The organism is Nonomuraea sp. JJY05 (assembly GCF_043496855.1).
GTDB lineage: Bacteria > Actinomycetota > Actinomycetes > Streptosporangiales > Streptosporangiaceae > Nonomuraea.
Window position 1 is genome coordinate 1 of record NZ_JBIEIS010000048.1, and the last position, 26,141, is coordinate 26,141.

General features: G+C 68.9%; 29 protein-coding genes and 1 pseudogene. 17 read left to right on the top strand and 13 right to left on the bottom strand.

Annotated elements, in window-relative coordinates:
* The 4 genes and pseudogenes from ACFKCF_RS49410 to ACFKCF_RS49425 all read right to left on the bottom strand — a co-directional run.
* Positions 1 to 301: pseudogene (locus tag ACFKCF_RS49410) on the bottom strand (hypothetical protein); the annotation flags it as partial.
* 136 nt (positions 302 to 437) lie between these two features.
* Positions 438 to 3,233, bottom strand: coding sequence for a Tn3 family transposase (locus ACFKCF_RS49415; protein WP_394502713.1), 2,796 nt, complete (start codon positions 3,231 to 3,233; stop codon positions 438 to 440).
* Positions 3,221 to 3,376, bottom strand: coding sequence for a hypothetical protein (locus tag ACFKCF_RS49420; protein ID WP_394502715.1), 156 nt, complete (start codon positions 3,374 to 3,376; stop codon positions 3,221 to 3,223). The genes ACFKCF_RS49415 and ACFKCF_RS49420 overlap by 13 nt, the downstream gene beginning before the upstream one ends.
* A gap of 577 nt (positions 3,377 to 3,953) precedes the next feature.
* Entirely contained in the window at positions 3,954 to 4,568 is a 615-nt protein-coding gene (locus ACFKCF_RS49425; RefSeq protein WP_394502717.1) for a TetR/AcrR family transcriptional regulator C-terminal domain-containing protein, read from the bottom strand.
* A 262-nt stretch (positions 4,569 to 4,830) separates the two neighbouring features.
* Here ACFKCF_RS49425 and ACFKCF_RS49430 point away from each other — a divergent pair, with 262 nt between their 5' ends.
* From ACFKCF_RS49430 to ACFKCF_RS49440, 3 genes are all read left to right on the top strand, one after another.
* Complete coding sequence (locus tag ACFKCF_RS49430) at positions 4,831 to 5,799, top strand: NAD(P)-dependent alcohol dehydrogenase (protein ID WP_394502719.1); 969 nt, start codon at positions 4,831 to 4,833, stop codon at positions 5,797 to 5,799.
* 94 nt (positions 5,800 to 5,893) lie between these two features.
* On the top strand, positions 5,894 to 6,370 hold the full coding sequence (locus tag ACFKCF_RS49435) for a DUF6326 family protein (RefSeq protein WP_394502721.1): 477 nt from the start codon (positions 5,894 to 5,896) through the stop codon (positions 6,368 to 6,370).
* Positions 6,371 to 6,639: 269 nt separating this feature from the next.
* Entirely contained in the window at positions 6,640 to 7,047 is a 408-nt protein-coding gene (locus tag ACFKCF_RS49440; protein ID WP_394502723.1) for a hypothetical protein, read from the top strand.
* On the opposite strand, the gene ACFKCF_RS49445 is transcribed toward ACFKCF_RS49440, so the two are convergent.
* Entirely contained in the window at positions 7,017 to 7,628 is a 612-nt protein-coding gene (locus ACFKCF_RS49445) for a dihydrofolate reductase family protein (RefSeq protein ID WP_103964965.1), read from the bottom strand. The genes ACFKCF_RS49440 and ACFKCF_RS49445 overlap by 31 nt on opposite strands.
* Before the next feature lie 88 nt (positions 7,629 to 7,716).
* On the opposite strand from ACFKCF_RS49445, the gene ACFKCF_RS49450 reads away from it, so the two are divergent.
* The 3 genes from ACFKCF_RS49450 to ACFKCF_RS49460 are packed head-to-tail and all read left to right on the top strand — an operon-like array spanning position 7,717 to position 9,025.
* Positions 7,717 to 8,052 (top strand): ArsR/SmtB family transcription factor, encoded by a 336-nt coding sequence (locus ACFKCF_RS49450; protein WP_394502724.1) that lies wholly within the window; start codon positions 7,717 to 7,719, stop codon positions 8,050 to 8,052.
* Complete coding sequence (locus ACFKCF_RS49455; protein WP_394502726.1) at positions 8,049 to 8,567, top strand: SRPBCC family protein; 519 nt, start codon at positions 8,049 to 8,051, stop codon at positions 8,565 to 8,567. Before ACFKCF_RS49450 ends, ACFKCF_RS49455 begins: the two co-directional genes overlap by 4 nt.
* Positions 8,564 to 9,025: a VOC family protein gene (locus ACFKCF_RS49460; protein WP_394502728.1), complete on the top strand. Its 462-nt coding sequence runs from the start codon at positions 8,564 to 8,566 to the stop codon at positions 9,023 to 9,025. The genes ACFKCF_RS49455 and ACFKCF_RS49460 overlap by 4 nt, the downstream gene beginning before the upstream one ends.
* Positions 9,026 to 9,073: 48 nt before the next feature.
* On the opposite strand, the gene ACFKCF_RS49465 is transcribed toward ACFKCF_RS49460, so the two are convergent.
* Both ACFKCF_RS49465 and ACFKCF_RS49470 read right to left on the bottom strand, forming a co-directional pair.
* Positions 9,074 to 10,273, bottom strand: a complete 1,200-nt coding sequence (locus tag ACFKCF_RS49465) for a tyrosine-type recombinase/integrase (protein ID WP_394502730.1) — start codon at positions 10,271 to 10,273, stop codon at positions 9,074 to 9,076.
* 29 nt (positions 10,274 to 10,302) lie between these two features.
* A complete protein-coding gene (locus ACFKCF_RS49470; protein WP_394502732.1) occupies positions 10,303 to 10,677 on the bottom strand; it encodes a carboxylesterase family protein in 375 nt (124 codons plus the stop codon).
* A 126-nt stretch (positions 10,678 to 10,803) separates the two neighbouring features.
* Between ACFKCF_RS49470 and ACFKCF_RS49475 the strand changes: the two genes are divergently transcribed.
* From ACFKCF_RS49475 to ACFKCF_RS49500, 6 genes are all read left to right on the top strand, one after another.
* Positions 10,804 to 11,484, top strand: a complete 681-nt coding sequence (locus ACFKCF_RS49475; protein WP_394502734.1) for a hypothetical protein — start codon at positions 10,804 to 10,806, stop codon at positions 11,482 to 11,484.
* Between the two features lie 135 nt (positions 11,485 to 11,619).
* Positions 11,620 to 12,111, top strand: coding sequence for a DUF2975 domain-containing protein (locus tag ACFKCF_RS49480; RefSeq protein WP_394502736.1), 492 nt, complete (start codon positions 11,620 to 11,622; stop codon positions 12,109 to 12,111).
* On the top strand, positions 12,111 to 12,332 hold the full coding sequence (locus ACFKCF_RS49485) for a helix-turn-helix domain-containing protein (RefSeq protein ID WP_394502737.1): 222 nt from the start codon (positions 12,111 to 12,113) through the stop codon (positions 12,330 to 12,332). The genes ACFKCF_RS49480 and ACFKCF_RS49485 overlap by 1 nt, the downstream gene beginning before the upstream one ends.
* A 146-nt stretch (positions 12,333 to 12,478) precedes the next feature.
* Positions 12,479 to 13,900 (top strand): hypothetical protein, encoded by a 1,422-nt coding sequence (locus ACFKCF_RS49490; protein ID WP_394502738.1) that lies wholly within the window; start codon positions 12,479 to 12,481, stop codon positions 13,898 to 13,900.
* Positions 13,901 to 13,937: 37 nt separating this feature from the next.
* Positions 13,938 to 15,146: an AAA family ATPase gene (locus tag ACFKCF_RS49495; RefSeq protein WP_394502740.1), complete on the top strand. Its 1,209-nt coding sequence runs from the start codon at positions 13,938 to 13,940 to the stop codon at positions 15,144 to 15,146.
* Entirely contained in the window at positions 15,146 to 16,354 is a 1,209-nt protein-coding gene (locus ACFKCF_RS49500) for a VWA-like domain-containing protein (protein ID WP_394502742.1), read from the top strand. Before ACFKCF_RS49495 ends, ACFKCF_RS49500 begins: the two co-directional genes overlap by 1 nt.
* A 269-nt stretch (positions 16,355 to 16,623) precedes the next feature.
* Here the strand turns inward: ACFKCF_RS49500 and ACFKCF_RS49505 are convergent, their stop codons facing one another.
* Complete coding sequence (locus tag ACFKCF_RS49505; protein ID WP_394502743.1) at positions 16,624 to 17,454, bottom strand: hypothetical protein; 831 nt, start codon at positions 17,452 to 17,454, stop codon at positions 16,624 to 16,626.
* A 398-nt stretch (positions 17,455 to 17,852) separates the two neighbouring features.
* On the opposite strand from ACFKCF_RS49505, the gene ACFKCF_RS49510 reads away from it, so the two are divergent.
* The 3 genes from ACFKCF_RS49510 (at position 17,853) to ACFKCF_RS49520 (ending at position 20,510) form a co-directional block, all read left to right on the top strand.
* Complete coding sequence (locus ACFKCF_RS49510; RefSeq protein WP_394502745.1) at positions 17,853 to 18,731, top strand: alpha/beta fold hydrolase; 879 nt, start codon at positions 17,853 to 17,855, stop codon at positions 18,729 to 18,731.
* 196 nt (positions 18,732 to 18,927) lie between these two features.
* Complete coding sequence (locus tag ACFKCF_RS49515) at positions 18,928 to 19,080, top strand: phosphatase PAP2 family protein (protein WP_394502747.1); 153 nt, start codon at positions 18,928 to 18,930, stop codon at positions 19,078 to 19,080.
* Between the two features lie 233 nt (positions 19,081 to 19,313).
* On the top strand, positions 19,314 to 20,510 hold the full coding sequence (locus ACFKCF_RS49520; RefSeq protein WP_394502749.1) for an FAD-dependent oxidoreductase: 1,197 nt from the start codon (positions 19,314 to 19,316) through the stop codon (positions 20,508 to 20,510).
* Between the two features lie 53 nt (positions 20,511 to 20,563).
* Here the strand turns inward: ACFKCF_RS49520 and ACFKCF_RS49525 are convergent, their stop codons facing one another.
* The 3 genes from ACFKCF_RS49525 to ACFKCF_RS49535 form a co-directional block, all read right to left on the bottom strand.
* Positions 20,564 to 21,610 (bottom strand): hypothetical protein, encoded by a 1,047-nt coding sequence (locus ACFKCF_RS49525; protein ID WP_394502751.1) that lies wholly within the window; start codon positions 21,608 to 21,610, stop codon positions 20,564 to 20,566.
* Positions 21,611 to 21,794: 184 nt separating this feature from the next.
* A complete protein-coding gene (locus ACFKCF_RS49530) occupies positions 21,795 to 22,457 on the bottom strand; it encodes an alpha/beta hydrolase (protein ID WP_394502753.1) in 663 nt (220 codons plus the stop codon).
* A 56-nt stretch (positions 22,458 to 22,513) separates the two neighbouring features.
* Entirely contained in the window at positions 22,514 to 23,425 is a 912-nt protein-coding gene (locus ACFKCF_RS49535) for an SDR family NAD(P)-dependent oxidoreductase (RefSeq protein WP_394502755.1), read from the bottom strand.
* Between the two features lie 60 nt (positions 23,426 to 23,485).
* On the opposite strand from ACFKCF_RS49535, the gene ACFKCF_RS49540 reads away from it, so the two are divergent.
* Together ACFKCF_RS49540 and ACFKCF_RS49545 are read left to right on the top strand one after the other, a co-directional pair.
* Positions 23,486 to 24,439 (top strand): AraC family transcriptional regulator, encoded by a 954-nt coding sequence (locus ACFKCF_RS49540; protein ID WP_394502757.1) that lies wholly within the window; start codon positions 23,486 to 23,488, stop codon positions 24,437 to 24,439.
* Positions 24,440 to 24,478: 39 nt separating this feature from the next.
* Entirely contained in the window at positions 24,479 to 25,078 is a 600-nt protein-coding gene (locus tag ACFKCF_RS49545; protein ID WP_394502759.1) for a chloramphenicol phosphotransferase CPT family protein, read from the top strand.
* Here ACFKCF_RS49545 and ACFKCF_RS49550 read toward each other — a convergent pair.
* Positions 25,063 to 25,785 carry a phytanoyl-CoA dioxygenase family protein gene (locus ACFKCF_RS49550; protein ID WP_394502761.1) on the bottom strand — a complete coding sequence of 241 codons (723 nt, stop codon included), beginning with the start codon at positions 25,783 to 25,785 and terminating at the stop codon, positions 25,063 to 25,065. The genes ACFKCF_RS49545 and ACFKCF_RS49550 overlap by 16 nt on opposite strands.
* 27 nt (positions 25,786 to 25,812) lie before the next feature.
* A complete protein-coding gene (locus ACFKCF_RS49555; RefSeq protein WP_394502763.1) occupies positions 25,813 to 26,127 on the bottom strand; it encodes an alpha/beta fold hydrolase in 315 nt (104 codons plus the stop codon).
* Between the last annotated feature and the right edge of the window lie 14 nt (positions 26,128 to 26,141).

The window sequence follows — 26,141 nt, forward strand, 5'->3', positions numbered from 1 at the left end:
ATACAACGCGACGGCGTCCGCCTTGAACTCCGGCGGGTACGACTTCATCGCCACGTGGAACTCCTTGTCTCCGGATCTCCATCATCCGGTACTCAAGGTGTCCACACATCGGGGGCAAGGGCCGTGAGCGCAGGACGGGCTGTCCGCTCTGGTCGTTGTGCCAGATGGCGGTGGTCAGCGTGAGGATCCGCTGCATGACGCGGACGACGACGCCAGCGGGTGTGCGGCCGTGGTGCTGTTCGAGGTTGAGCTGCCCCTTGAACTTGAAGGTCTCGTTGACCGACTCGACGACCTGCCGCACCCAGCCCTGGCCGGTCGGTACTCAGCCTGCCCGAAGCTCCGCTGCCACGGCGCGTTCCCGCAGTTCGGCGGCCTCGGCGCGGGCCGCTTCACCACATCGAGACCTGGCCCCAGCACGTTCGCCAACGGCTGGGCGATCAAGCGGCCAGTTCGACGTCGGTGAAGTCGACCTCTTTCAGCAGGGGATCGAACGGATCCGGCCGGTGACGTAGTTCGTCGATGGCGTACGCGCCGAAGCGGCTGATGTGGGCGCGCAGGTAGGGGGCGATCTGGCCGAGCTGGTCGGCGGTGATCTGCCAGCCTTCGGCGAACAGCTGCCGCGCGACGTCGGAGATGTCCAGGGCGTTGTGGAAGACGACCAGGTTGGCCAGCAGGGTGTTGAATTTGATCAGTTTCTCCTGCTCTTCGGGGTCGTTGTCGGCCAGCACACCGCCGAAGCCGAGCCACTTGGCGAAGCCGTTGTAGGACTCGACCTTGTTGGTCGCCGCGGTGACCCGCGCTCGCAGCGCCGGGTCGGCCAGATACCGGAGCAGGGCGACGGTGCGTACGCTGCGGCCGACCTCGCGGAAGGCCTTGTAGATGCGGTTCTTGCGGGAGTTGGACCGCAGCCGCCGCATCAGTGTGACCGAGCTGAGGCGGCCCTCGCTGATGGAGATCGCCACCTGCATCAGGTCGATCCAGTGCTTCTCGATCAGCTTCCAGTCGATGACGCCTCGGCCGCTCTCGCCGAACAGCTGATCGATGTGCGGGTAGACGATCTTCTCTGAGGCGCGGAAGAAGATCAGGTCCTTGAAGTTGCGGATGCGCGGCATCAGGTCGAACCCGAACAAGGTCGCCAGGGCGAAGACCGGGAAGTTCTGGCCCTGGGTGTCGGCGTGCACCGTAGAGGGCTGGATGTAGGTGTCCACCTGGGTGCCGTCGGCGGCCACCGTGCTGCCATCCCCCCAGGCCTTGACCACGTCCAGCTCGGCGAAGGCATTGATCACATCCGCGATCGCGGCGTTCAGCTTCTTCAGAGTGACGTGCCGGTTGCGGACCATGGACAGCTCGCGGGCGGTGACCCCGGCGATGTGCTTGGCCGCCTCGTACGGGCTGATGTTGATGCCGCCGGTGAACACCGCCGGCGAGTACCGCCCCAGCTTGTCCTTGATCTTGGGGTCGGAGCCGGAAGCGGGGCCGAAGTGGCGATACCAGGTGAGCCAGTGGGCGGTGCGCGCGACGATCGACAGCAGCGAGCGTTCGGGCATGCGCCGCTCGATCTCGGCCGCCAGCCGCTCGGCCTCCGCATCGCTGCCCTTGCCGCGGCGGCGCTTGAGGGTGGGCACACCACCCTCGTCGATGACCAGGTCGGCGTTGTCGAGGTAGCCGGCGTCCAGGTGCGCGGCCGCGCTCAGATGGGCGTCCTTGAGGTGAGCGACGAAACCGGCGGGGGTGTCGGGCAGCCCGACCTTCTCGCAGAAGGCGGCCAGTTTCGGCTGGCATTCTTCCCAGGGCAGGTGGGCGCCCCAGTCGGCGTACTCGTTCGAGCCGAGCACGGCCACGTCGCCGGTGCGCAGTTCCTCGGCCAGGTAGCAGAACACCATCGCCTCGAAGTGCCGGCGCGCCACCATGCCGGGCCGTCTGCGGTCGGTCACCGCGCGCCGCCAGTTGCCCGAGGCGAACGCGATGCCCGACTCCGGGACGTCCTCCTCCACCGCCGGGGGCAGCGGGATGAAGTCGCGCCGCTTGGGTGAGTGCTCGCGGGCGTGCGCCAGCGCGGCCAGCACCGAATCGTCGCTGGAGGTGGCCTTCAGCCGCAGCTTGCCCGCCAGCTCGAACAGCGCCGGCCGGTCCTTCTTGAAGAACCGGTACACCAGCAGTTCGTGCGCGTCGCCGTGGAAGGCGGCCACCTCCTCGATGTCGGCCAGCTGCGCGGCGAACCCGCCGGCCTGCTCCACCGCGGCCCGTACGGTCTGCACCACGAGCGCCGACAGCATCTCGCCCAGCGCCTGGACCTGCCCGGCGTTACCGGCGCACGAGGTCAGCGCCTCCATGGCCCGCGCCACCGCCTCGCGTCCGGCGGCCGAGGTCTCGCTGCCAGGGTCGAGACGTTCCAGCACCTGACGGTAGGTGCCAATCAGCCGCTCGCTGCCCGCACGCTGCCGGGCGCGGATCTCCTCCAACTCCGCCCTGGCCCGCTTGACGTGGGCCACCATCCGCTTGCACAACATCTTGGCCAGGTCATCGCGCGCCCGCATCCGGGCGGTGTGCGTCAGGCACGCCAGCAACGCCACCTGCTTGACCGCGTCATAGCGCGACAAGGTGTCGGCGTCCTGAGCGTCGGCCTCACCCGCGAAATCCGCGATCTTCGACGGCGCGATGCCCTCCAGCCACGCGTCGGTGTCGCCCAGCGCGTCCACCCGATCCAGCCATTTCACCTGCTCGCGGAATCGCGACCAGGTGGCCCGCTGGGCGGGCTTCTTGAGCCGGTTGAACGTCGATTTGCCGTCCGGCCCGACAACGAGCAAACCCTCCATCCGGGCCTGGCCCGCCTCACTCATCCGCCGCAGGATCGTGGCGAAGATGGCGGCGTTCACCTCGGCGCGGATGCTGGTGGCCAGGGCCTCCAGCGTCGTGTACCCGAGCAGTTCCAGCCGGAGCCGGAGCAACTCCTCGATCTCTACGTTGATCAGGTCCGCCGGGTTGTTCTTGGCCTGGGCCGCCTTCCGGATCGCCACCGCGGCAATCGCCCGGACCCGGCCCGCGTCGTACTTCACGCCCTGACGCTGGCGCACCAGCTTGCGATGCGCCTTCGCGCTCGGAGACGACCCGTGGTCTGGCCAGACGTCGTCGGCCAACTCCAGGCAGCGCCGGACGTGGTCGATCACCACCTCGGGGATTTCGTCCGAGGACGGGAAACGCGCCATCTTCTGAAAGCACTTCAACGCCAGCACCAGCGCGAAGCACGACTCGGGGCTGCCGGTGCGCTGTTCGGCCCAGGCCCCTCCTCCGGCAGCGGCGTGAAGAACACGTGCAGCACCCGCGCCGACGTCAGCCGCTTGAACTGCGGGTAGGCGGTCCGCTCGATCCACGTCATCCCAGGGCCGTCCCTCGCCTCGATCCCGGCATCCAGGACGCCGAAACCGTAGCTGTGATCAACCCTGCCGAACGACCGTGTTCATCAAACCTCAACCAAACCCAAGCGGAGCGTCACATCATCCGACAAACAAACCCTCTGAGCAGCGCCTCAACGCTCCACTATCCCTTTCTCCCGTACTTGGTCTGCCCCCCGAGGAGACTCTCGTCAAGAAGACGAGGGTCGTTCAGGTGTTGCGAGCGATGCCTGGTTATGGTCCGGCGCAGGTCGCCGCGCGTTGATGGCGATCTGCGGGGTCGAGGTGAAGTGCCGGATCGGCGGCCTGGAGCAGGCGCAGCGCGAGCGGCTGCTCACCGCGCTTGCGCGGTAGTTGCGGATCCTGCGTCCGGGTCGTCCTGATGAGTGGGTTGCAGGACCAGGTCCTGCAGCCGCTGTCGGAGCTCGGCTTGCTCGGGCGTGAGCCGTCTACTCCTCAACCAAGTTCAACTTCTTGGCCCCTGGTCGCAAGATCGTCAGGAAACCCTCTTATGGATCGGAACTGCGGTGCAGGGGGCCGCGCGACGGTCCGTGAGCGTCGCTATGCGGAGGCTCTCAGGGGCTCCAGGGCGGCTAGGACGAGGTCGAGGCCGAAGATGAACTCCTCCGCCGGGTCGTAGCCGGCAGCGACGAGCGCCGCGGCGGACTCGTTGAGGAAGGGGAACTCGTCAGGAGGAAGCTGGGGCAGGAAGACGTCCTCGGTCATGTCCGCGAACTCATCGGCGGTGTCGAACTGCAGGCTGGCTTCCTGCAGGGCGAAACCGTAGACATAGCTGTTGAGCAACCAATTGGCGTGCGTCGCCATCAAGACCGAGAAGCCAGCCCTCCGCAGGCAGGCGGTGACCGCCTCGCGGTGGCGGAGGTTCGCAGGCCCCGGCGATGTCCGCGACTCCATCAGGCCGATCGCCCACGGGTGGCGCGCGAGAACCTGTCGGGTGGATACCGCCTCCCGTCGCATCGCCGACTGCCAGTCGGTCTCTTCGGGCGGGAGCTCGATCTCCTCGAAAACGATGTCGATCATGGCGTCCAGCAACTCCTCCTTGCTCGCCACGTAGTAGTAGAGCGACATCGCGCCCGCGCCGAGCGCGCCAGCCAGCCGGCGCATGCTCAGCCCGTCGACCCCCTCGCGGTCGGCGAGCCGGACCGCCTCGACCACCACCCGCTGCTTGCTCAGCCCCGCGTCTGACGCGACCTGGCGTTGTTCCCTCGCAGACACGGTTCTCCTCGCTCTCGAACGGCTTGACAATCGTACAGCGTACTATCATAGTACAGCGTACGAAGTACAGCGTACGAAGAACGGTGCACGAGCCTGCGAGAGTCGCAGCTCGGACATGAGGAGGCTCCCGGTGGGAATCGAACAGCGATCGAATGCCGGAGCACGCCTGGTGCCGGGGTCTAGTCCGGCCGGGGCGGCGACGATGCGGGCCGCCGTCCAGCACCGCTACGGCCCGCCCTCAGTGCTCGAGTCGTCCGAGGTCGAGCGACCGCTGCCCGGTCGAGGCGATGTGCTCGTTCAGGTGGGCGCGGCCTCGGTACATCCTGGCGACTACTTCGTGATGACCGGTGTGCCGTACGTGGTGCGCCTGGCGTTCGGGCTCCGCCGGCCGCGTCACGGCATCCCTGGCAGGGATCTCGCCGGCGTGGTGGCAGCGGTCGGGAAGGATGTCACCGCTCTCCGCCCCGGCGACGAGGTGTTCGGCTGGAGCACCGCTGGAACGCTCGCGGAGTACGCCCGCGTCCCGGCGGACAACCTCGTGTCCGCGCCTGCCAACCTGTCGGTCGTGGACGCGGCAGCGGTGCCCACGTCGGCCATGACGGCGTTGCAGGCATTGCGCGACATCGCGAACGTTCGACCGGGCCAGACAGTGCTGGTCACGGGAGCGTCGGGCGGCGTGGGCTCCTTCGCCGTACAGATCGCCAAGGCGTTTGGCGCCGAGGTAACGGGTGTGTGCAGCACCCGCAACGTCGACTTGGTCCGGTCGCTCGGTGCCGACCATGTCGTTGACTACACGAGAACCGACTTCACCCGCACCGAGAAGCGCTACGACGTCATCCTCGACAACGTGGAAGCGAAGCCGCTGGCGGCTGTCCGCCGAGCGCTGACGCCCACCGGCACCCTCATCCCCAACAGCGGACGCGGCGGCCGCTGGCTCGGCCCCATCGGTCGGATCGTCAAGGCGCGCGTGCTGTCCGGGTTCACCCGTCAGCAGCTGAAGCCCTTCACGTCGGTCGCGAAACGCCAAGACCTGCTCACCCTGGCCGACCTGCTCACGACCGGGCAGATCTCGCCCGTCATCGACCGCACCTACCCCCTCGACGAAGCAGCCGACGCCCTCCGCTACGTCGCGGCCGGCCACACCCGAGGGAAGGTCGTCGTCACCGTCTGACGACCGGACCGACGAGAACGACCCAACCCGTGCGTACACACCCAAACCTGCCGCCACACCGGCGGACGGACCGCTCCTCTCGAAAGAAGAACCGATGACCATACGAACGAAAACCCCGAACCTGCTCGACAACCCGCCGATCCCCGTGCAGGCCAAGCTCGCCGCCGCATGGACCAGCTTCATGTTCCTCTACATCTACGTCGACTACTTCCACCTCCACAAGCCTGGCGTCATCGACAACCTCCGCGCCGGCGTCGTCTTTGAGTTCGACATCAGCCCGACGGTGTTGACCATGATGCTCGCGTCCGTGGCGATCCCGGCCCTGATGGTGATGCTCTCCATGACGCTGCCCGCCCAGGTGAACCGCGCCACGAACCTCGTCGTTGCATTGCTCTACATCCCCTACTCGGTGGTCAACGCGGTAGGGGAGTCCTGGGAGTGGGCCTTTTTCTACGGCCTCTCCATCGGAGTCGAGGTGCTGCTCCTGGCCTTCGTCCTGCGCTGCGCCTGGACATGGCCTCGAACCCCCGCCGTCCCAGCCGGTCCCGCGACGACCGACCTTCGACAGTAGGTATCCGTGTAAAGCCCTACGGCGTGAAGCCCGCCGCCGCGGACACCGCCGACGGTGACCAGCTCAGTCGCCGTATGCGCAGAGAACCTGCTCACGAACGGTCCGGTGTGCACATGCCGAAATGCTCAGAAGCCCACCGCCTGGGCGGTTTGGAATCGCGCTCAGCGATCATCAAATTTCCGCAATGGACATCGGAATAATTCACTGCCTGCGTGGCGCGGCCAACGACGCCACCATCGCCGCCGGCGCTCATGGCGGAGACTGGCCGAATGGATTTCACGCCCACAGGTTGGGTCGCTCGCTACGACGGCAGCGGCGCCAACGGACAGACTTGGCGAGCGGTTGAGTCCTGGAACACCAATGGCACGGCGATGGTCATCGACCCTGCCACGGCGAAGCTGACCCCGGCATCGGGCTTACCGGGCTTCGAGCGGCTGGAGGAAGCCAGCCGGGTCGTTGCGGCTTTCCCTGTGCACCCGGGCTGGGGTGCCGGTATGACCGACGGGTGGACCGACAACGTCACTACCGAGCTGGCCGCTCAGCGCTACTTTGCGGATGGTGATGCGAACCCGAGTGGGGCCCCCTCACTTGATCAGTCACTCGCGCAGGTCGGTTGCCAGTCAGCGACAGAAGCGGATCTCTTGCATTACACCGGCCTCTGGGGCGCGCGGCGATAGATCATGTGAGTCACACCGATTCCCTCGATAACCTCCACCTGCTCGAAGCCGATCGGTGCTGTGGCGTTGAGCCCGGCCAGCACAGGCGTGCCGCCGCCGAGTACCACTGGCACGACGTCCATCCGCAACTCGTCGAGCAGGCCGGCCCTCAACGCGTCGGCCACGGTGCCGCCGGGACCGACGCCGACGTCGCGATGCCCGGCCACCTCGCGAGCCCGCGCGATCGCGTTCTCCACGCCGTCACTGACGAACGTGAACGGCGTCGTAGCCGCCCAGTCGGATGGTGGTGGGCGATGGCTGACAACGAACACCGGTACGCCGCTCGGGTGTCGCCCGTCCCAGCCCGCGGTGAGGTCGAACAGGTTCCGGCCGACGACACAGGCTCCGAGCGTCTCCTGGAGTCCGCGCAGGTAGCGGGCCGTTGCCTCGGAGGTGCGGTAGGTCAGCCGGTCCGGATCGGCCGTTGGCGTGGCCACGGTGCCTGCCGTGCACCAGGCGAACAGCTTGTCGAAGCCTGACTGGCCGGGGCCGGAGATGTACCCGTCCAGCGAGACCGACGCCTGTGTGAAGACCTTTCCCATAGTTACCCCCAGAGCATCCGCGATCTTGACAAAGCCGGACACTAGCACATATAAAACCATCAGGTTATGGAACCGGAGGGTTATGGAAATGGTTGCAAGCGACAGGCTGGACGCGACGTTCGCGGCGCTCGCCGACCCCACCCGACGGGCCATCCTGGCCCGGCTCGCGGCCGGTGACGCCACGGTCACCGAGCTGGCCGCGCCGTTCGCGATGAGCCAGCCCGCCGTCTCCAAACACCTGCGCGTGCTCGAACGGGCAGGCCTGATCAGCCGCGGCCGCGACGCACAACGCCGGCCATGCCGGCTGGTGGCCGAGCCGCTCAAGACGGCCACAGACTGGCTGGCCGACTACCGCGACTACTGGGAATCGAGCTATCAGCGACTGGATGCCCTGCTGGACGACATGCAGGACGGCAAAACGTGACCTCCCCGCACCCCGGCCTCGGGCTGCACGTCGTCGCGTCCGGGGCCACCGACCTCGTCCTCACCCGGACCTTCGCCGCTCCCGCGCCGCTGGTCTTCGCCGCGCTCACCGAGCCGGAACTGCTCCGCCGCTGGCACGGCGCCCGCGGCTGGCAGCTCACCGTTTGCGAGGTCGACCTACGCCCAGGCGGTGTGTGGCGGTTCGTCTCAACAGGGCCGGGTGGCTCCGAGATGGAACTACACGGGCTGTTCCGTGAGGTCGTGCCGCCTGTACGCCTCACACAGACCGAGATCCACCGTGACTGGGCCGACGGCGCGGCACTGGTCACTACCGTTCTGGACGAGACAGACGGACACACCACCATGACCGTCACCGCGCAGTACTCCTCGCCCGAAATTCGCGACATGGTCGTGCGCAGTTCCATGCAACGCGGCGCCGGCGAAGGATACGACCGCCTCGCCGCTGTACTCGCCACACTGCCACCACAGCTCCCCAACGAAAGGCACCATCCATGACCGACGCACCCGCCCCAGTCACCGAGATCCCGACCGACCTCCGGGAAGTTCCCGAGGACTCCGGCAACCCGCCTGTACCACCTGGCACGCTGCTGCTGGAACTCGTGCCAGTGCCGGCCACCGACATCGAACGGGCCAAAGCCTTCTACCAAGACCAACTCGGGTTCCGCCTCGACGTCGACGTCAACCCGAAGCCCGGTATCCGCGTCGTCCAACTCACTCCGCCCGGTTCGGCATGCTCGATCACCCTCGCCGAAGGCCTACCCACACTCGACATGCCCCCAGGAACCCTTCGCGGTCTGCACCTCGTGGTAGCCGACATCGAGGCATCCCGCGCTCAACTCGTCGAGCGTGGCGTCGAGATCAGCGAGATCGAGGACTCCGGCGGCGTGCTCTACGCGTACTTCGCCGACCCGGACGGCAATACCTGGTGCCTCCAGCACATGCCCTGGCGCTAGTGGGGGGGTGTGGTTTGGCAGGTACGAGCATCCGAACGATAAGTCCCGTTAGCCAGAACAGCGTTGAGCGGCTTGCCGTGACTTTCCGTTCAAATGCGTCTCGCCGAAGGGTTTTCGCAGGTCATGACGGATGCAGTCGGGTGGCCTGACCGGCTGTGACACGGGCGGCGTACACGCGGTGCGCCTTGCGCTCGGTCGGGCCGGCCTCGGCAAGGGCGGCGCTCTGCTCCAGCGCGGCGCGATGGAGTGTGAGCGGGGCCGTGATGCGGACCGAGTAGCCGTGGCCGCGGCGGATGGTCTGCCCGGAGGCGAGGGCCTGGCGGACGGTTTCATCACCAGTGGTACGCAGGTGATCGGCGAGCAGTCCCGGTCGGTTCTGCCGCGTACCAGCGTGGTGGCGAGCGTGTGGCGCAGGACGTGCGCCGTGGTGGGATCGTCCAGTGCGGCCGTCTGGGCGATCTCTGCGATGATGCCGCCGGCGGCGTGGGCGGTCAGCCGTCCGCCTTTGGCGTTGAGGAACAGGGCGCGGTTGTCGTCGGCTTGGGGCCAGTTGGGGCGTTCATCGAGCCAGCGCTGCAGCTCGGTGCGGAGCTTGGGGTGGATGTCGACCTCGCGGAATTTGCCGCCCTTGCCGTACAGACGCAGCCGGCCCTTGCGGGCCGACATCTGGACGTCGCCGACGTCGAGCCGGACGACCTCACTGATGCGCGCGCCGGCGTAGTACGGGATCAGCGCGATGCACCGACCCCGGGGCGACAGATGCGCCTCCACGGCGCGCAGCCAGCGGATGCGGGCGCGCTCCTCCAGCGCGCGCGGCGCGCTTTTGGGCAGGTCTTCGCGGGCGACGTCGGCCTTGCCCAAGCCTCGGCGGACGTGGAAGTCGTCCAGTGCGGTGAGAGCGGAGTTGACGTAGACGCGGCTGCGCTTGGCGGGGCCGTCGCGCAGCAGCCACATCCGGTAGTCGCGCACCGCCCAGTCCCGCGCCTGCCGATCGGCGAGAGGATCGGCGGAATAGCTGGCGGCGTGATCGGCCAGCCAGGACAGGAACATGCGCACCCGGGAGCGGTAGGTGCGCCGGGTCTCATCCGACAGCGGCGCGCGCTCCAGCGCCGCGGCGTACTCGCCGAGCACGGTGCCGTAGACGGGCGGGAGCCGGGTGGGGCGAGCGCCCGGACGGCGCTTCGTAATCTCGGAAGCGGATTCGGGCTCCTGAGGCAACCCGGATGGCGCAATCTCGGAAGCTTTCACGCTGAGGCGTCTCGGTCGAGATCCAGCCGTCAGAACCAGAGACCGCAGTGGTGAGCGTTCTTCATGTTGATCGGTTGTACCGACTCCGGAGCGAGGTCGAGCGCGCGGTCGGCGGTGTCGAGACGGGGCCAGGTCGTGCTGCCCGCCCCGTCGGGGTCGCCGGTCCGGACGAACCGGGTCCAGTAGCCGACGATCCGAGCGGCCAGGCGCCGCTGGTCGGTGGTGAGACCTGAGCTATCGGGGAAGTCGAACAGGTAGAAGGTCTCGGCTCCGTGCGCGGTCGCGGGGCGGACGTGGGCAGGCAGGGGCTGTCCGCTGGGGGTGGGCGCGGACGGGTCGGCGAAGACGTAGGCGTAGGTGCGCGCTTTCCTGGCGTGCTGCGTGCGGTTCGTGCCACCGTCCATCCGGACGACCTGGCCTGGCACCTGTCCGCGGCCGGCCGTGCTCTCGATGCGCGAACCCCGACCGGCCCGCGGCCATCTCGTCGGACACAGCCGTCGCGACGGCAGGAACCGCTGGACGGCGGCCCGTTGGCCGCTGCGACGATCCTGCACCAGGCGATGCTGGAGATCCGCATGGTGCGCCACGCCCACCTTGCCGGTCAGATCCCGGTCCGGCCTCTGTGCCGGGCGTTCACCGGCGCGGGGGAGTCCATCCGCGCCGCAAGCGCGCATCGCCGGGCGAGCCGGCGTGAGGAGGCATTCCGTCAGCTGGTCGAAGACTGGGTACGGAAAGGAGGACCCGACCTGGCTCCCTGGTTCGCGGGCCGCCTGCGCGATCTCGACGGCAAGGTCCACGGGACGACCCGAGAGTGGGTCAACTCGTTGATGCCGCCGATGGGGCAGGGCTCCGAGCCGGCGGCAGGGCCGGTCTCCGATCTGCCTGCGGGATCAGAGCTGCGGCTGGCCAAATACGTGGCTGCGCACACCCGGTATGAACATCCACACGCCGGCTCGGCTCTGGTCCAGTTGGCCGTGCCGCCCCGTCCTCAGGCTGAGCGGGATGGAGTCTGGGACTTGTGTGGGTTGGAGCTCGAGAGTCCTCGTCTTTTCCAGGTGAGTGGCACCGCCTTCCATGGCGCCACCGATCCACGGTTGACAGGAGTCCCTGAGGCGGTTCGTTCCCTGAGCCTGAGCGGCGGCGGCCTCACCATGTCCGCCGACGAAGCCGAGATGCGGGAGAAGCGAGCCGGCCAAAGCCAGCGGGGGTAGGTGACTTACCTGTGGTCATGGGAGGAGGCGACGGCGTCCCTCCACGGTGCGCAAGCGCCGCCCACCCTCCGTCCCACCTTGCTTCGCCTATCGAAATTCGATAGATTCTCATCGTAACTCGATGGAGGATGGGTCATGGGAAAGCTGGCAGTGCGTGCGCTGCGCGCCGTGCTCGTGGTGTTGCTTGTCGGCACCGTGCTCGTACAGGCATTGATGGTCTGGGTATTGGTCAGCGGGAGCGACCCGGAGGACGGGTCGCTCCCGCTGACCGCGCTGCGCGTGATCACGATTCTGGGCATGGTGTCGGGCCAGGTCGCCCTGGTCAGCGTATGGCGGCTGGTGGCGATGGTGCGACGCGGAACCGTGTTCTCCCACGCCGCCTTCCGGTACGTGGACGCCGTGATCGGCGCGATCGTGGCGGCTGCCCTCCTGTGGTTCGCGGTCACGGCCCTCAATGCGCCGGGCCAGCGGGCCGACCCGGGTGTCACCGTCATCATGGGCGGGATCGGCGTGGCCATCCTGGGGGTCGCGCTCATCGTGCTCGTGCTGCGGATGCTGCTCGCCCAGGCCGTCGCGCGCGACGCCGAAGCGGCGCAGATGCAGGCCGAGTTGGACGAGGTGATCTGATGCCGATCGCCGTCGACATCGACGTGATGCTGGCCAGGCGGAAGATGTCCGTGGGCGAGCTCGCGGACCGCGTGGGGATCACGCCCGCCAACCTGGCGGTACTCAAGAACGGCCGCGCCAAGGCGGTGCGCTTCACGACGCTCGCTGCGCTCTGCGAGGTGCTCCAGTGCCAGCCGGGCGACCTGCTGCGCTGGGAGGCCGAGGACGCCGTGGACGTATGACGTGCCCCAGAGCGGGCGTGAAACGCCTGGCGCCGACCGCTCCTGCCGGAGCCGCCCTTCTCGCGCGGACCGGAAGACGCTACGCTGATCACGATGAATACCTCCTACCTCAGATTGGGGGCCCCGTTCACGCAAGGTGAGTGCTGATGCCGCACTCGACCCCGAACGAGGATCCCCGCCTTACCCTCTGGCTGCGCGTGCGCGAGTTCGCCGTGCCGCCCTCCATGATCGAGTCAGCGACCGCCCGCCGTACCACCGGAGACTGGGCAGCAGCGTGCGCGGCAGCACACGTGGACGTCGATCTCAACCTGCGCCACATAGCGCGCCTCCACGGCCACGAACTGGCCGCCCAGCTCCGGACCGACCTCCGCCACCTGGCACCCGACCTGCTGCGCTGGCACATGCCGAGGATCGCTCCCAACGGCCTGATACGTCCGGGCCTGACCCTCTCGCTGGCCCGGTACCACGAGGGGGACAACGCGGTTCACCTCGTGGCCAGGACTCCGCCGGCCTGGGCGGATGCCGGTCAGCGGTTCAGCCTGGCGCTCTGGGACGGTTCCCGGGCCGGACCGCATCCCCATCCGCACCCTCATCCGCATCGACGCTTCCGCCTCGACCTGCATCGCCACCTGTGGGATGCGCGCCGGGCCGGTGAGCTGCGTACCCGTTCCGAAACGGCGCCGCACGCACGGGGCTGGGCCGTCGATCGGTGGCCGGCCGAGGCCCGGTTGCTGCTGCGTGCCGAGGGGCGGGATGGGGGTACGGTCGCCGTCCGGGTCGGCGGGCGGCGTCAGGTGATCGTCGAGGTGGACGCGTCCCGGACCGGAAACGAAGGACCCGCGCCGCCGCCGGTCCTGCCTGATGCGGCGACCTGGGTGCTGCCCGACCTGGCGTTGCTGCGTGCCGGGCTGATCGAGGCCGACCGGCTGCACCCGCTCGTCGCAGCGGCGCTCGTACCCGGTCATTCGCCGGACGCCCGGCCAAGCGGCCCCGGTCATTCGCCGGACGCCCGGCCAAGCGGCCCCGGTCATTCGCCGGACGCCCGGCCAAGCGGCCCCGGTCATTCGCCGGGGCGCCGGCCAAGCGGTCCCGGTCATTCGCCGGACGCCCCGCCAAGCGGCCACCAGAGCGAGAACGGGCCGCGAACGGTCGAGTGCCGCGGCGCCCAGCACAGGATCGCGCTCGTGAACGGCGTGCTGGTCGCCCTGGATCACGATGCGACCGAGATCCGGCGCGAGAAGCTGCTGGCCGAGTTGACCGGCACCCCGTTGCCCTGTTTGCGGCTGATCGAGGAGGCCCACCGCTCCCCGGAGTGCCTTCTCGACGTCCGCGCGCGGCTGGAGCACGGCGACGCCGCCGGTGCTCAGGCCACCGTGGACGGTCTCCTCGGACCTGGTGCGCGGCTGCCCGAGGGCGCGCTGCGCGACGTGCTGGAGGAGGCGGCGCTGCGGCGGATCGACCACGGGCTGTTCCGCGCCGGGCTCGGGTCGGGGCCAGGACCGGTCGAGCGACCGGATCGCCGCTCCCCTAAGGGCCGGGCACGCCCGCGCCACGCCACATTCCGCTGACGCTTGACGCTTTCCTAGACCTCCAAGGTGATTCATCATGCTTTCTTCTGTTCACGCCGCGCGCCTTGAAGTCGCCGGCGATCTGCTGTCCCTGCTCCGCGACACCACCACGGAGCCACGTACCGACCCGCAGCTGGAGGCCCTGACCCTGGCCGTGGCGGCCGACCTGCCCGTCCTGCTGTGGGGGGAGCCGGGGATCGGCAAGACGGCGGCGCTGCAGCAACTCGCTGAGGCGCTCAACCTGCCGCTCACGACGGTGATCGCCAGCGTGCACGAGCCGTCCGACTTCTCCGGCCTGCCGGTGGTCGGCGACGACCCCGCCGTGCAGGGCGTCCCGATGGCGCCGCCGGATTGGGCCGTACGTCTGGTTCGCGCGGGCCGGGGGCTGCTCTTCCTGGACGAGCTGTCCACGGCACCGCCCGCCGTACAGGCCGCCCTGCTCCGCCTGGTTCTGGAACGGCGGGTCGGGGCCCTGCGGCTCCCGGCAGGTGTCCGGATCGTGGCGGCGGCCAACCCGCGTTCCTCTGCCGCTGATGGCTGGGAGCTGAGCCCGCCGCTCGCGAACCGGTTCGTCCACCTGCAATGGCGTCACGATCACGATGTCGTCGTACGCGGCCTCGGCGGGACCTGGCCGCGCGCGAGCCTGCCGTGGCTCGACCCGGAGCGGCTGTCCGAGGCGGTGACGTTCGCCCGGCGCGCGGTGTGCGGGCTCCTCACCGCCCGCCCCGATCTCGTGCACCGGCTGCCGAACAACGAGGCGCACCGGGGCGGCCCGTGGCCCTCGCCTCGCAGCTGGGAGATGGCGTTGTGCCTGACCGCCTTCGCCACCGCGGCCGACGCGTCCAAGGACGTTCTGTCCATGCTGGTCAGGGGCACGGTGGGAGACGGGCCTGGGCTGGAGCTGCTTGCCGCCATGGATCGGATGGACCTTCCCGACCCCGAGGCGCTGCTGGCCGACCCGGCGACGGCCGAGCTGCCCCAGCGGGGTGACCTGCGCCAGGCCGTACTTGACGGTGTGGTCGCGGCCGTGCGGAAGCGACCGGAGAAGGGCCGGTGGGACGCGGCATGGGCGCTGCTGGCGCGAGCGCTGGAGACCGGCGCCCCGGACCTGGTGGTCGTGCCCGCCTCCACGCTCGCCGCGCTGCGCCGCGCGGACTGGAAGGTGCCGGCCTCGATCGAGAGGCTCGCCGGGGTGGTCTCCTTGAGCAGGAAGGCGGATGAGGTCGCGGCGCGGGTGGTGGGCTGATGGACCTCGACAAGCTCTTCACCGCCCGGTTGTACGCCGCGCGGGCCCGTCCCTATCTGGCGACGGCGCTGTTCGCACTGCATCCGGTGGAGTCGCGGTTCGTGCCCACGATGGCCGTGGACCGGCACTGGCGGTGTTACGTCTCACCGGCGTTCGTCGCGCGGACCCCCGTCGAGGAGCTGGCGAGCGTGTGGGTGCACGAGGTCTCCCATCTGCTGCGCGACCATCACGGCCGCAGCGACCGGGTCGCCCGGGAGCGGGAGCTGACGGGGCGGGGAGAGCGGCTGCGGATGAACATCGCCGCCGACTTCGAGATCAACGACGACGTGTACGGTGACGGGCTGGCCTGGCCTGATGGCGCCGTCCAGCCGAAGATGCTGGGGCTGCGCGAAGGCGAGCTCATGGAGGACTATCTGCGCCAGTTCCGGCTCGGGCCGTACACGCAGGGTCTGGTCTGGCTGGACTGCGGCAGCGGCGCCGACGGGCTCGAGCGGGAGTGGGATCTCGGGCCGGAGGGCGCGAACGGGCTCAGCGACCACGAGCGGGAGGCGGTCCGGTTCCGGGTGGCACAGGGCATCAACGCCCATCCGGGGAACGCGCCGAAGGGATGGCGGAGGTGGGCGGAGGAGGCCTTCCACCCGCCGCAGCCATGGCGGGAGCTCCTCGGCACGGCCATCCGCTCGGCGGTGTCAGGACCCGGCGTGGGCGAGGACTACACCTACGGCAGGCCGCCGCGGCGCTCGGCCGGCCTGCCCGGCGTGATCCTGCCGAGCCTGCGGCGCAGGCCGCCGCGGATCAGCGTGGTCATCGACACCTCCGCGTCGGTCAGCGACGCCGAACTGGGGAGCGCGTTGCTGGAGGTCGCCGCGATCGTCCGCGCCGTGGGTGGGCGGCGCGACCTGGTCAGCGTGCTGTCCTGCGACGCGGCGGCCCGGGTCGCGCGACCGCTGTGCCGGGCCGAGGGGATGACGCTGGTGGGCGGTGGCGGCACGGACCTGCGTGCGGGCATCGCCAAGGCGCTGCGGGCGAGCCCGCGGCCGGACGTCATCGTGGTCCTGACCGACGGACAGACCCCGTGGCCGCAGGAACGGCCGGCGTCCCGCATCGTGGTGGGGCTGTTCTCAAGGACCAAGCGGTCGTACGAGAGCGATCCCGATTACGTGCCGGACACGCCGCCCTCATGGGCACGGGTGGTCGACATCGGTTAGGCAAGTTGGCCTCGGCGGTTCCGGTGCCATCGAGCTACGCGGGGCAGGATTGACCATGGACGGGCGGCCGATTCTCTCGGCAGCGCGTAACGGAAGTCCTGGTCATCTCGGCGATGACCAGGGCTTTTCGCTCGTAGATCATGTTTCGGCGTACGGCGGTTGCCGGGTGATGCCGGCTGATCGTCCCCGCCCTAACGGTCTCACCGGCCGTCGCCAGATCCCCAGGAACGTGCTCAGCCACGGATGAGAGGGCTCGGCCCTTCCTGAGGTCAGAAGGGGCCGCTCTCCGGATAGCCGGCCTTGATGACGGCCTTGCGGGTCTTCGCGTTCAGCTTCTTCTCGCTGATGACCTTGCCGGCCGCCGGCGCGGCGATCTTCACCTTGGCGCCCCAGCCCGAATACTTGGTATCGGTGTGGAAGGCCATCTGGTCATAGGCCGTGGTGTCGTCATCCGGGTAGGTCGTCGTGTCGACGACCGTGCGGGTGAGCAGGTTGTGTTTATCGAAGTACAGCTGGAACTCGACTTTGCCTTCCCCGGCGGACTTGTCGTGCCGGAACTCAGCGAGTGTGGCGGTGCCCTCGTATTGGCCGGTCGCTACTTCTGATGAGTTGTCCAGCATGAACTGCAGTTCTGCCGGAGTGACGCCCACGTTGAGGACGGTGTTTTCGCCCTCACTGGCCTTCGACTGGATCCAGGAAAGACCGGAAGGCAGCGCCTTGGCGATGCCGGCGTTGGTCACGTAGGCGTTTCTGCCCTCGGCGATGACCCGGTAGAGAGGGTTGGGCCGCTCTTTCTGGCGTGAGGACATGCGGACACGCAGGTCGGCGGCCGCCACGTTGCCTTTGCCGAAAGCCAGGGTGCCGACCGTGTGGGTGTTCACCTGCACCTGCATAGCCTGGTCGTCGGCGGTGAAATCGAGAGTGATGCCGCTTGTTTCGTTGATCTTTACGCCTTTGCCCGCGACCAGCTGGGCCTTCAGGGCTTTCACCGGGTTCAATGGAGCGGCCTGCACGGATGCGACGGATGCCGCCTGAGCAGGCACGGCCACCGCGCATACGGCTGCGGCCGTTGCCGCGAGACCTGCGAAGAAAAGTTTCATCAGCTTCCTTGCTTGGGGGATATAGCAGGGAAAAGAGTAAGATAGTGGTGTTGGCGAGATAAGGGATGTCTTATAACAATTGTGCGCAGGCCGGTGATCCCAGTGGGGATAGTCCTCGACGCTGGCAGGGGTGGCCATCTCCAGGAAGGCAAGCCCTGCCCTGCCCGGCACGCTGCGGCGCGACCCGTCGACTTCATATGGCCATCGCCGGCCGTCCTGTTGCTTTCCGTCCTTGGTAGCCATCACGGGCTGAAACAGCGCCGCCGGCGAATTCCGCCTGCCTGTGCCATCGCCTGACCTCGGCGGGTCTGCCCGGCCACTCCCATCACCGGCGGTCCCCGCGCCGCCCCAAAACATCAGGCATGTCGCCATGCCCCAATCCGAACGGACTGTTCCGTATGCCATCTATCTCAAACGGCTCATCGATCTCTCGACCGACATTCGTGCTTGTTCACGGCTCTGGCTCGAGTTCCTTCATGTGGGCTCCCATCCAGCGCGAACTGGCGTTGCTCGGTCACCGCAGCTTCGCCGTCGATCTCCCGGGACATGGCCTCGACGCGCAGTACCCGGTCGCCTACCAGGCCCCGCAGGACCTCGACGCGTGGGCGATCGAGCCGTCCACATTGCGCGGGGTCACTCTGCAGGACAACGTCGACATGGTTGCCGACGTGGTCCGCCGCCTGGCGGAACACGGGCCGGTGGTGCTGGTGGGCGCCAGCCTCGGAGGGACGACCATCACCGGGGTCGGCAACACGATCCCTGAACTGGTGAGCCGGCTCGTCTACATCTCCGCGTGGTCGTGTGTGCAACGGTCAAACCCGATCGAATACATGCAGGAGCCCGAGTTCGCCGCCAACCTGATGGCCCCGCTGGCCTCCCTCAACGTCGGAGACCCGTCTCAACTCGGTGCCGGCCGGGCCAACTACCGCACCGCCGACCCGGCACTGCTCGCCGCTCTCAAGGCGGCGACCATGGCGGATGTCAGCGACGAACAGTTCCGGGCCTTCCTCAACATCCTGCAGCCGGACGAATCGATTGCAGTGATGATGGCCGACGCTCGCGTGCGCGCCGATACCTGGGGCACGATCGCGCGCACCTACATTCGCCTCACCGAAGACCGGTCCCTTCCGGTGGCCATGCAGGACAGGCTGATCGCTGAAGCGAACGCCCTGACGCCTGACAATCCGTACGACATTCACACCCTGGACACGTCGCATGTGGGATTCGTGTTCAGGGCCGGAGAAGTGGCAGCCATCCTCGACAAGCTGACCATTTAGCGGCACGTCAGAACGGAGCAATCGTCCATTCGTAGCCCGGGCGCCGCTCGTGCCTGGTTGGGCCCGGACAACAGCAAAGAGGCCCTCCTGAACGTGGAGGGCCTCTTTTGCGCATGGCATCGGGCTGATCGACTGCTACGTGATCCGTGCCGCAGCGGGGTTGAATTAGTGTGACCATTATCGCGCCTGGTGGCGCGTGATCTTTCCACTGGGCATGGCCGCAGTCGTGCTCATCACAGGGAATCACTATGTGCTCGACATCGCCGGAAGCGCCGTGTTGCTGATCGTCTCCATCGCTGTCGTGTCAGCATGGGACCACCTGGCCGAGCGCCGACGCGCTCGGAATTGAGCGCCTGCGGACAGCCGCGCGGAAAAAAGGGGCACCCGCCCGTCAGGTCTCAGGACCCGCTGCACCAGCCCCGGTGCCCGGCGAGGGGCCGTTTGCATCGCCCACCGCGTCTGGGAGCCGCCATTCGGATCGCGTCGCTCTTTGGTCGCGAGTGTGGTGACGGTGTAGAGGTACTGGGCGGGTCGCGTGCAGATGGGCCCGCCGGCAGGGCATTGCTCCTAGCGTCCCAAAGTATGCGGACAGTGGATGTACTGGTCGTGGGTGCGGGACTGGCCGGCCTGCGTACGGCTCGCCTGCTCGCCTTGCGAGGCCTGGATGTGATGGTGGTCGACCGCCGCAGGTCGCTGTCGACGGGCATCCGTACGACTGGGATCTTCGTGCGGCGCACCCTTGATGACTTCGACCTGCCGGGCCAGCTGCTCGGGCCCGGGGTACGGGACGTCCTGTTGTATCCGCCGTCGCGGCGGGCGCCGATCCGGCTGACCAGCGAGCGGGACGAGTATCGCGTGGCTGACATGGCGGGCGTCTACGAGCATGCGCGCCGGGCGGCGGAGTCGGCCGGGGCGCGGGTTCTCCTGGGCGTACGGTATGTCGGCGCGTCGATGGGCTGGGCGCGGTTCCCCGGTGGTGGGGAGTCTGTGGCGGGGCGGTTCGTGGGTGCGGAGTCGGTGATGGTGCAGTTGGCGGGGGCGGAGCCGGTGGCGGTGCGGTTCGTTGTCGGCGCGGATGGCGCCCGGTCCCGGGTGGCGCGGGATCTCGGTCTTGATGTCAACAGGCGCTTCCTCGTCGGTGCCGAGCTCGTCCATCCGGTCGCGTCGGGGACGACCGCCCCGGCGTTCCACTGTGTGCTGGACCCTCGGGTCGCTCCGGGGTACCTGGGGTGGGTCATCGACGACGGCCGGCATGCGCATGTCGGCGTCGCGGGGTATCCGGGTGCGATGCGTACCGGCGTTCGCCACCTGCTGGACGCTTTTGCCGCGGACGCGCCAGGCCGAGCGGCGCCAGCCGGTCCGGTCGAGCGCAGAGGTGGTCCGATCCCCGTCGGCGGTGTGCTGCGACGGTTGGCGTGCCCCGTCGGGCTGCTCGTCGGAGACGCGGCGGGCGCGGTGTCGCCGCTGACGGCCGGTGGGCTGGATCCGTGCTTACGCATGTCCGAACTGGCCGCGGCGGTCGTCGCTGGGTACCTGCGTACTGGCGACCGGCGCGTGTTGAGCCTGTACGACGGGGGCGCGTTGCGGACCCGGTTCCGCGGCCGGCTGTTGTTGCGCCGCGTGTTCGCCGGTATCCGATCTCCCGCCGCGGCAGAGGCAGCGGTGGCCGTGCTGCGCGGTCGTGCCGGTCGTGCCTTGGCGGCGCGGATCCTGTTCGGTGACGGTTCGTTTCCGGCTGTCAATCCACAGCTTGTGGACGCTGCGATCGGCCATCGCTGACCCGAAGCCGTCGAAGCGGTGCCTGAGGGGTGGCCGCGCATGCAGCCACCTGGTCATTTCAGGGCGTTGAAGTGCGGGTAGATCTGGGACTTCCTGCCGAGCTTGAGCAGCGTCTCGGTCACGTGGCCCTTCAGATCGACGATCCCGATGCCGGACGCGGTGGAGATGAGCAGGTGCTTCTCGTCGTACCAGCCGAGGGTCGTGGGACGCGCGCCCGCGACGACGGGAAGTCTCGTCACGGCCTTGCCGGTCGCCGCGTCCCACACGCAGGCGGCCTTCTCCAGCGGCAGGCAGGCGGTGACGAACCGCTTGCCGGAGGGGGAGAAGACGCCGCGCCCGTCGCCGCCCGGCCTGCCGCGCACCTGGTATTCCCTGGCGGCCTTGCCCTGGAGGTCGTACAGGCGGACGGTCGTGCTGCCGAGCCTGCCGTGCCTGACCAGGAAGCGGGTGCCGTCCTGGTTCCACTCGAAACCGCCGACGGTGACCAGCGCCTTGTGGATCTTGATGAAGCGGGGCGTGAAGTCAGGCAGATCGAGGATCAGGACTCCTGCCGAGCGGTCGCCCTGACGGGCCAGACTGACGGTGAACAGCAGCTTCTTGCCGTCCGGCGACCACCGGGGCCAGCGCATCTGGGGATACTGGGTGCCCCCGTTCTCGGTGCTGGCGGGGGTGTATCCGGTGAGCTCGATCTCGATGTCCCGGCTCTTGCCGGTCTTCCGGTCGGTGATCCGCAGGCGGTTCTTGCCCGGTTCGCTTGGCGACTCAAGGTGCGCGACCGTCCAGCGTCCGTCGGGAGAGACCGCCAGCTCCCCGTAGTCGGTCTTGACGAACCGCCGCCGGTCCGGCTGCCATGCCCACAGGGTGAACGGGTTCCTCTGGGCCTGGAGGTCGGTGGTGGTGTAGGACGTGAACTGGACGGGGCGGCCGTTCAGGTCGGCGACGATCGCGGCCTGACCGTCTCCCGTCCGTGCCGTTACGCCAGGTAACGTGCCTTTCGTCGGCTGGGGTGGGGGCGCGGCAGCCGAGGCTGTGGCTGTGGTGCCGGCGGTGGTGGCGAGTACGAGCGCGCTCACCAGGCTGGACGTGAGACGGCCGAGCATGTGACCTCTCCTGGCTGTCGGGGAAAGGGGAACTTACCGCTGATCATGGTAGGTCCGCCCGGGGCCCGCAGTGGCGGCTTGCCGAGAATCGGTCGGTTTACGGGTGTTCAGGTGCCGCAGCGGGATGCGACCGCTGCTGGAGCAGAGCGAGGAGCTTTCCAGAGGGCGTCGGACTCCCCGCTGATCAACGGGCGATCTCGTCGATGAGGGCGGCCAGGCGGTGAGGCTGGGACAGGAACGGAGAGTGACCGCCGGGGAGCCGGCGGATCTCGGCAGCTTGGGCTGCCATCTGCTCCTGCAGCGAGGGAGGGATGGCCTTGTCCTGCTCCGTGATGATGTAGGTGGACGGGATGTTCCGCCAGGCGGCCGCCTCGACCTTCTCCGCGAACGATCGGACGGTCTGGTCGACCAGCTTGCTCACCGCCTGCTCGGCCTCCGCATCGGGCAGGTCGCCGTAGAGCGAGGTACGCGGGTCGCCGACGAGCGGGAAGAGGCCGTCCGTGTCTTCGGGATCGGGGATGCCGTGGATGGTGTACATCGACTGTCCCTTGTCCGGCATGTAGGCGGCGAGGTAGATCAGCCGATCGACATTGCCCGCTCCGGAGGCGGCCTCGGTGACCGGGATGCCGCCGTAGGAGTGGCCGAGCAGCACGACGGGTCCCGCGATCGACGCCAGTTCCGCGGCCAGCACGGCGGCGTCGTCATGCATGCCCGCGGTGGGACGGTCGCCGGCGCTCGGGAGCGCCGGGGTGCGCGTGGCATGGCCGAGCGCGTGCAACTCGGTCTCGAGCTTCGCCCAACTGCTCGGCTGGTGCCAGGCGCCGTGGACGAGCATCACGGTGGTCATTGATGGCGCTCCAAGGTCTTCATGCGATATGTCCGGACATTTCTTGATGGCGGCGGTCAGCGGGCTGCTGTCGCCGTGAGGGCGTAGTCCCAGAGACGGTCCGCGGCGGCCGGGTCCACCGACCAGGCGGCGACGCCCACGGTCGCGCCCTGGCCGCCCGGCACCACCTCGGCCTCCTGGTTGTGCGAGGAGAAGAACCGGCCGGTCACGCCGTCCAGCAGCGGGGACGCGGCGAGCAGCACCGAGGTGGCGGCGCCCTGCTCCGGGGTCTTGTAGTAGTCCGGGGTCACCAGGTTGCCCTCGTCGTCCATCGCGCCCGCCGCGCGCATGGTGTCGTCGTCGAGGTGCCGCTGCAGGTTGGTGTGGATATAGCCGGGTTCGAACGCGTTCGCGGTAATTCCGTCGGCGGCCCAGCGCCGGGCGGCGCCGACCGCGAGCAGCACGTCGGCCGTCTTCGACTGCGCGTACGCGATCCACGGGTCGTACGGGCGGCGCTCGAAGTGCGGATCGTCGAAGTCGACCGGCGCCAGCAGCTGAGCACCCGAACTCACCATGACCACCCGCGCGGCGCCGGCCTGCCGCAGGTTCTCCCGCAGGCCGGTGATCAATGCGAAATGCCCGAGGAAGTTCGTGGCCAACTGCAGCTCCCAGCCGTTGGCGGCGACCTGGCGGGTGGGCAACGCCATGATCCCGGCGTTCGCCACGATCGCGTGCACCGGCCCGGTCCACTCGGACACGAACGCGCGTACCGAGCCGAGATCGCTCAGGTCCAAGGCCCGCTGGCCGCCGGCGGGGTTGCGGGTGGCGACGGTGACCTCGGCCCCCGCGCCCCGCAGCGCCCGTGCGGTCTCCAAGCCGATCCCGGAGGCTCCGCCGGTGACGATGATCCGCCGCCCGGTGAGGTCGACGCCGGCGAGGATCTCGGCGGCGGTGGTTCTGGCGTCGAACGGGGTGCCCATACGTGTCATGACCGCAACGGTAAGGACCGGGAGTTGGACTCGGAATGGTTCAGGGTCCAACATAGTTGAGTGAGCGTCCAGCAAGCTGATCCCCTCGAAGACGTCCTCGCCCTCGTCGGCACGACCAGCCGCCTGTCCGTCAGGCTGGTGGCGGGCGGTGAGTGGGCGCTGTCGTACGGGCCGCCGCCGGCGGTCAAGTTCGTCGCGGTGCGCCGCGGGCACTGCCTGCTCACCGTCGACGGCGTACCGGAGCCGATCGAGCTGGCCGAGGGCGACTGCTTCCTGCTCACCCAGCCACGCGCCTTCGCCATGGCCAGCGGTCCAGGGCTGCGGCCGGTCCCGGCCGGCCCCGTCTTCGCGGCGGCCACCGACGGCGTGGCCAGGGTGGGGACCGGCGAGGACGTGGTCTTCCTCGGCGGCCGGTTCGACTTCGGCGAGCGGGCCCGCGAACTGCTGCTCGACGTGCTGCCGCCGGTGATCCACGTGCCCGGCCGCACCGCCGAGGCCGCGACCGTGCGCTGGGCGCTCGAGCAGATCGACGCCGAGCTGCGCGACCGGTCGCTCGCCTCGACCCTGGTCACCGAGCATCTCGCCCTGGTCATGCTGATCCATCTGCTGCGCCTGCACCTGGCCGTCGCCGGGCCGGATGCGGTGTCCGGCTGGATGGCCGGGCTCACCGACCCGATCGTGGCCCCGGCGCTGCGGGCCATGCACGCCCGGCCGGCCCACGCCTGGACGGTGGCCGAGCTGGCCGAGGCCGCGGCGGTGTCCCGGTCGACGCTCGCGGCCCGCTTCAAGCGAACCGTCGGGCAGAGCCCGCTGGACTATCTGACCGGCTGGCGGATCGAGCTAGCCACCGACCGCCTGCGCCGCGGCGACGACACCGTGGCGATGATCGCCCGCAGGGTCGGCTACGGCTCGGAGAGCGCGCTGAGCAACGCGTTCAAGCGGGTCACCGGCGCGTCGCCGCGCGAGTACCGCCGCCGCACCAGCCCGGCAGGCGGGGGTCAGCTCGTACGCTGACCGGCCTGACGTGCTCGCCGTCTCTGACATGGTGTGAGCATGGAACCCACCCCACCCGATCGAGGCCCCGGACGCGTCATCATCCTCACCGGGGCCTCCAGCTCCGGGAAATCGACCCTGGCCAAGACGCTGCAGCGCTCACTCGATGAGCCGTTCCTGTATGTCTCTTCCGACCAGTTCGTGGCGAGCGGCATGCTCCCGGAGCGGCGTGATCACGAGGGTCCCTTCTCGTGGTGGCAGGAGATGCGGCCGCGCTTCTTCAAAGGCTTTCACCGGTGCCTGCCCGCCCTGGCGGGAGCGGGCAACGACCTGATCGTGGAGCACATCATCGAATTCCCGACCTGGCGCGAAGAGCTGTCACAGCTGTTGGCGGACTTCGACGCGTTCCTTGTCGGGGTGCATTGCGATCTTGCGGAGCTCGACCGGAGAGAACGCGAGCGCGGGGACCGTCGCATCGGGGAAGGGCGCGAGCACGTCGAGGTCGACGGCATCCACACGTTCGGTCCGTACGACTACGAAGTGGACACCAGCCAGGGCGTCTCGGCCGCACTCGTGGAGTCGGTGGCGACCGCCTGGCGGTCGAGGGGCACGCGGCGCGTGCTGACCTCGGGAGGGTACGCGTCTCACGAGATGGCCTGAGCCAGTGCGTTGCTCCCCTCCGGCGTCACCGGTTCGGTCAGGAAGACGGGTGCCTGGGCCATGAACCGCGGCTCGTCGCCTCGGTGTTCGTCGGCGGCGTGGACGGTGAGGGGATGGACCAGGTAGATGTCGCCCGGCCGGCCCGTCGCGTAGGCGAGCGGGCGGTGCGAACTGGCCGCGTCCACCAAGGGGCCGGCCTCGAACGGGTCCAGCACCCGCCCCGCCAACGTGGCGGCGGCGTCCCGGTGTGAACCGACCCGGATCCGGGTCGGCGCGTCGTCGGGGCCGACCTCCGACAGCAGGATCAGCAGCAGCAGCGTCTCCGGATGCCCGCCGCACAGATAACGGCCGTCCGGCTGGGCGATGCTGGCGTCGACGTGCCAGCCTCTGTCGTCGACGGGCGGGAGGTGCGGGAACCGGATCGGCACATTGCCGAGCGAACCACGCGGCACCCACCCACCGGCTCCGCAGAGCTCGTCGAGCGCCTCGGCGAGCCGTGGGCTGCGGACGATCTCCCCGAACGCGCCCTCACCCGTGAGGTCCGCGGTCCAGACCACCGCTTGCTTCCAGGTGGCCGGGTCCTGCGGTGAAAGGCCGGTCTGCCGCCACAGCAACGCCCTGGCGGCGTCGCCGACCTCGCGCGGAGAGGCCTCCTCCAGCTTGACGAATCCGTCGGAGACAAAGCGGTCAACGTCAATTACACCCATGTCTGGGAAGCTAACAGCCGTGTCCATCTATTTTTCGACAGATGGCACCTGCCCCACGATGTCCGCGATCAGCTGGGGCTGCTCGGCCTGGATGAAGTGCCCCGAGGCGACCTCCTCGTAGCGCCCGTCGGGCAGGCTGTCGGCGTAGCGGCGCTGGTGCTCGCGGACGGCGGCGTGCTGACGCTCCCGCCCTTTTTCCGCGCGGGTCACCGACAGCGCGATCGTCGGGCATTCCGGGAGCCGGGGCGGCCGGGCGCGGAGCTGCGGGATGGCGGCGGCCACCGCCTGTATCTCCTTGCGGGTCTGGGAGATCCCGGCGGGGGTGAAATCCTCGGCGAGCATGGTCCGGTACGTGT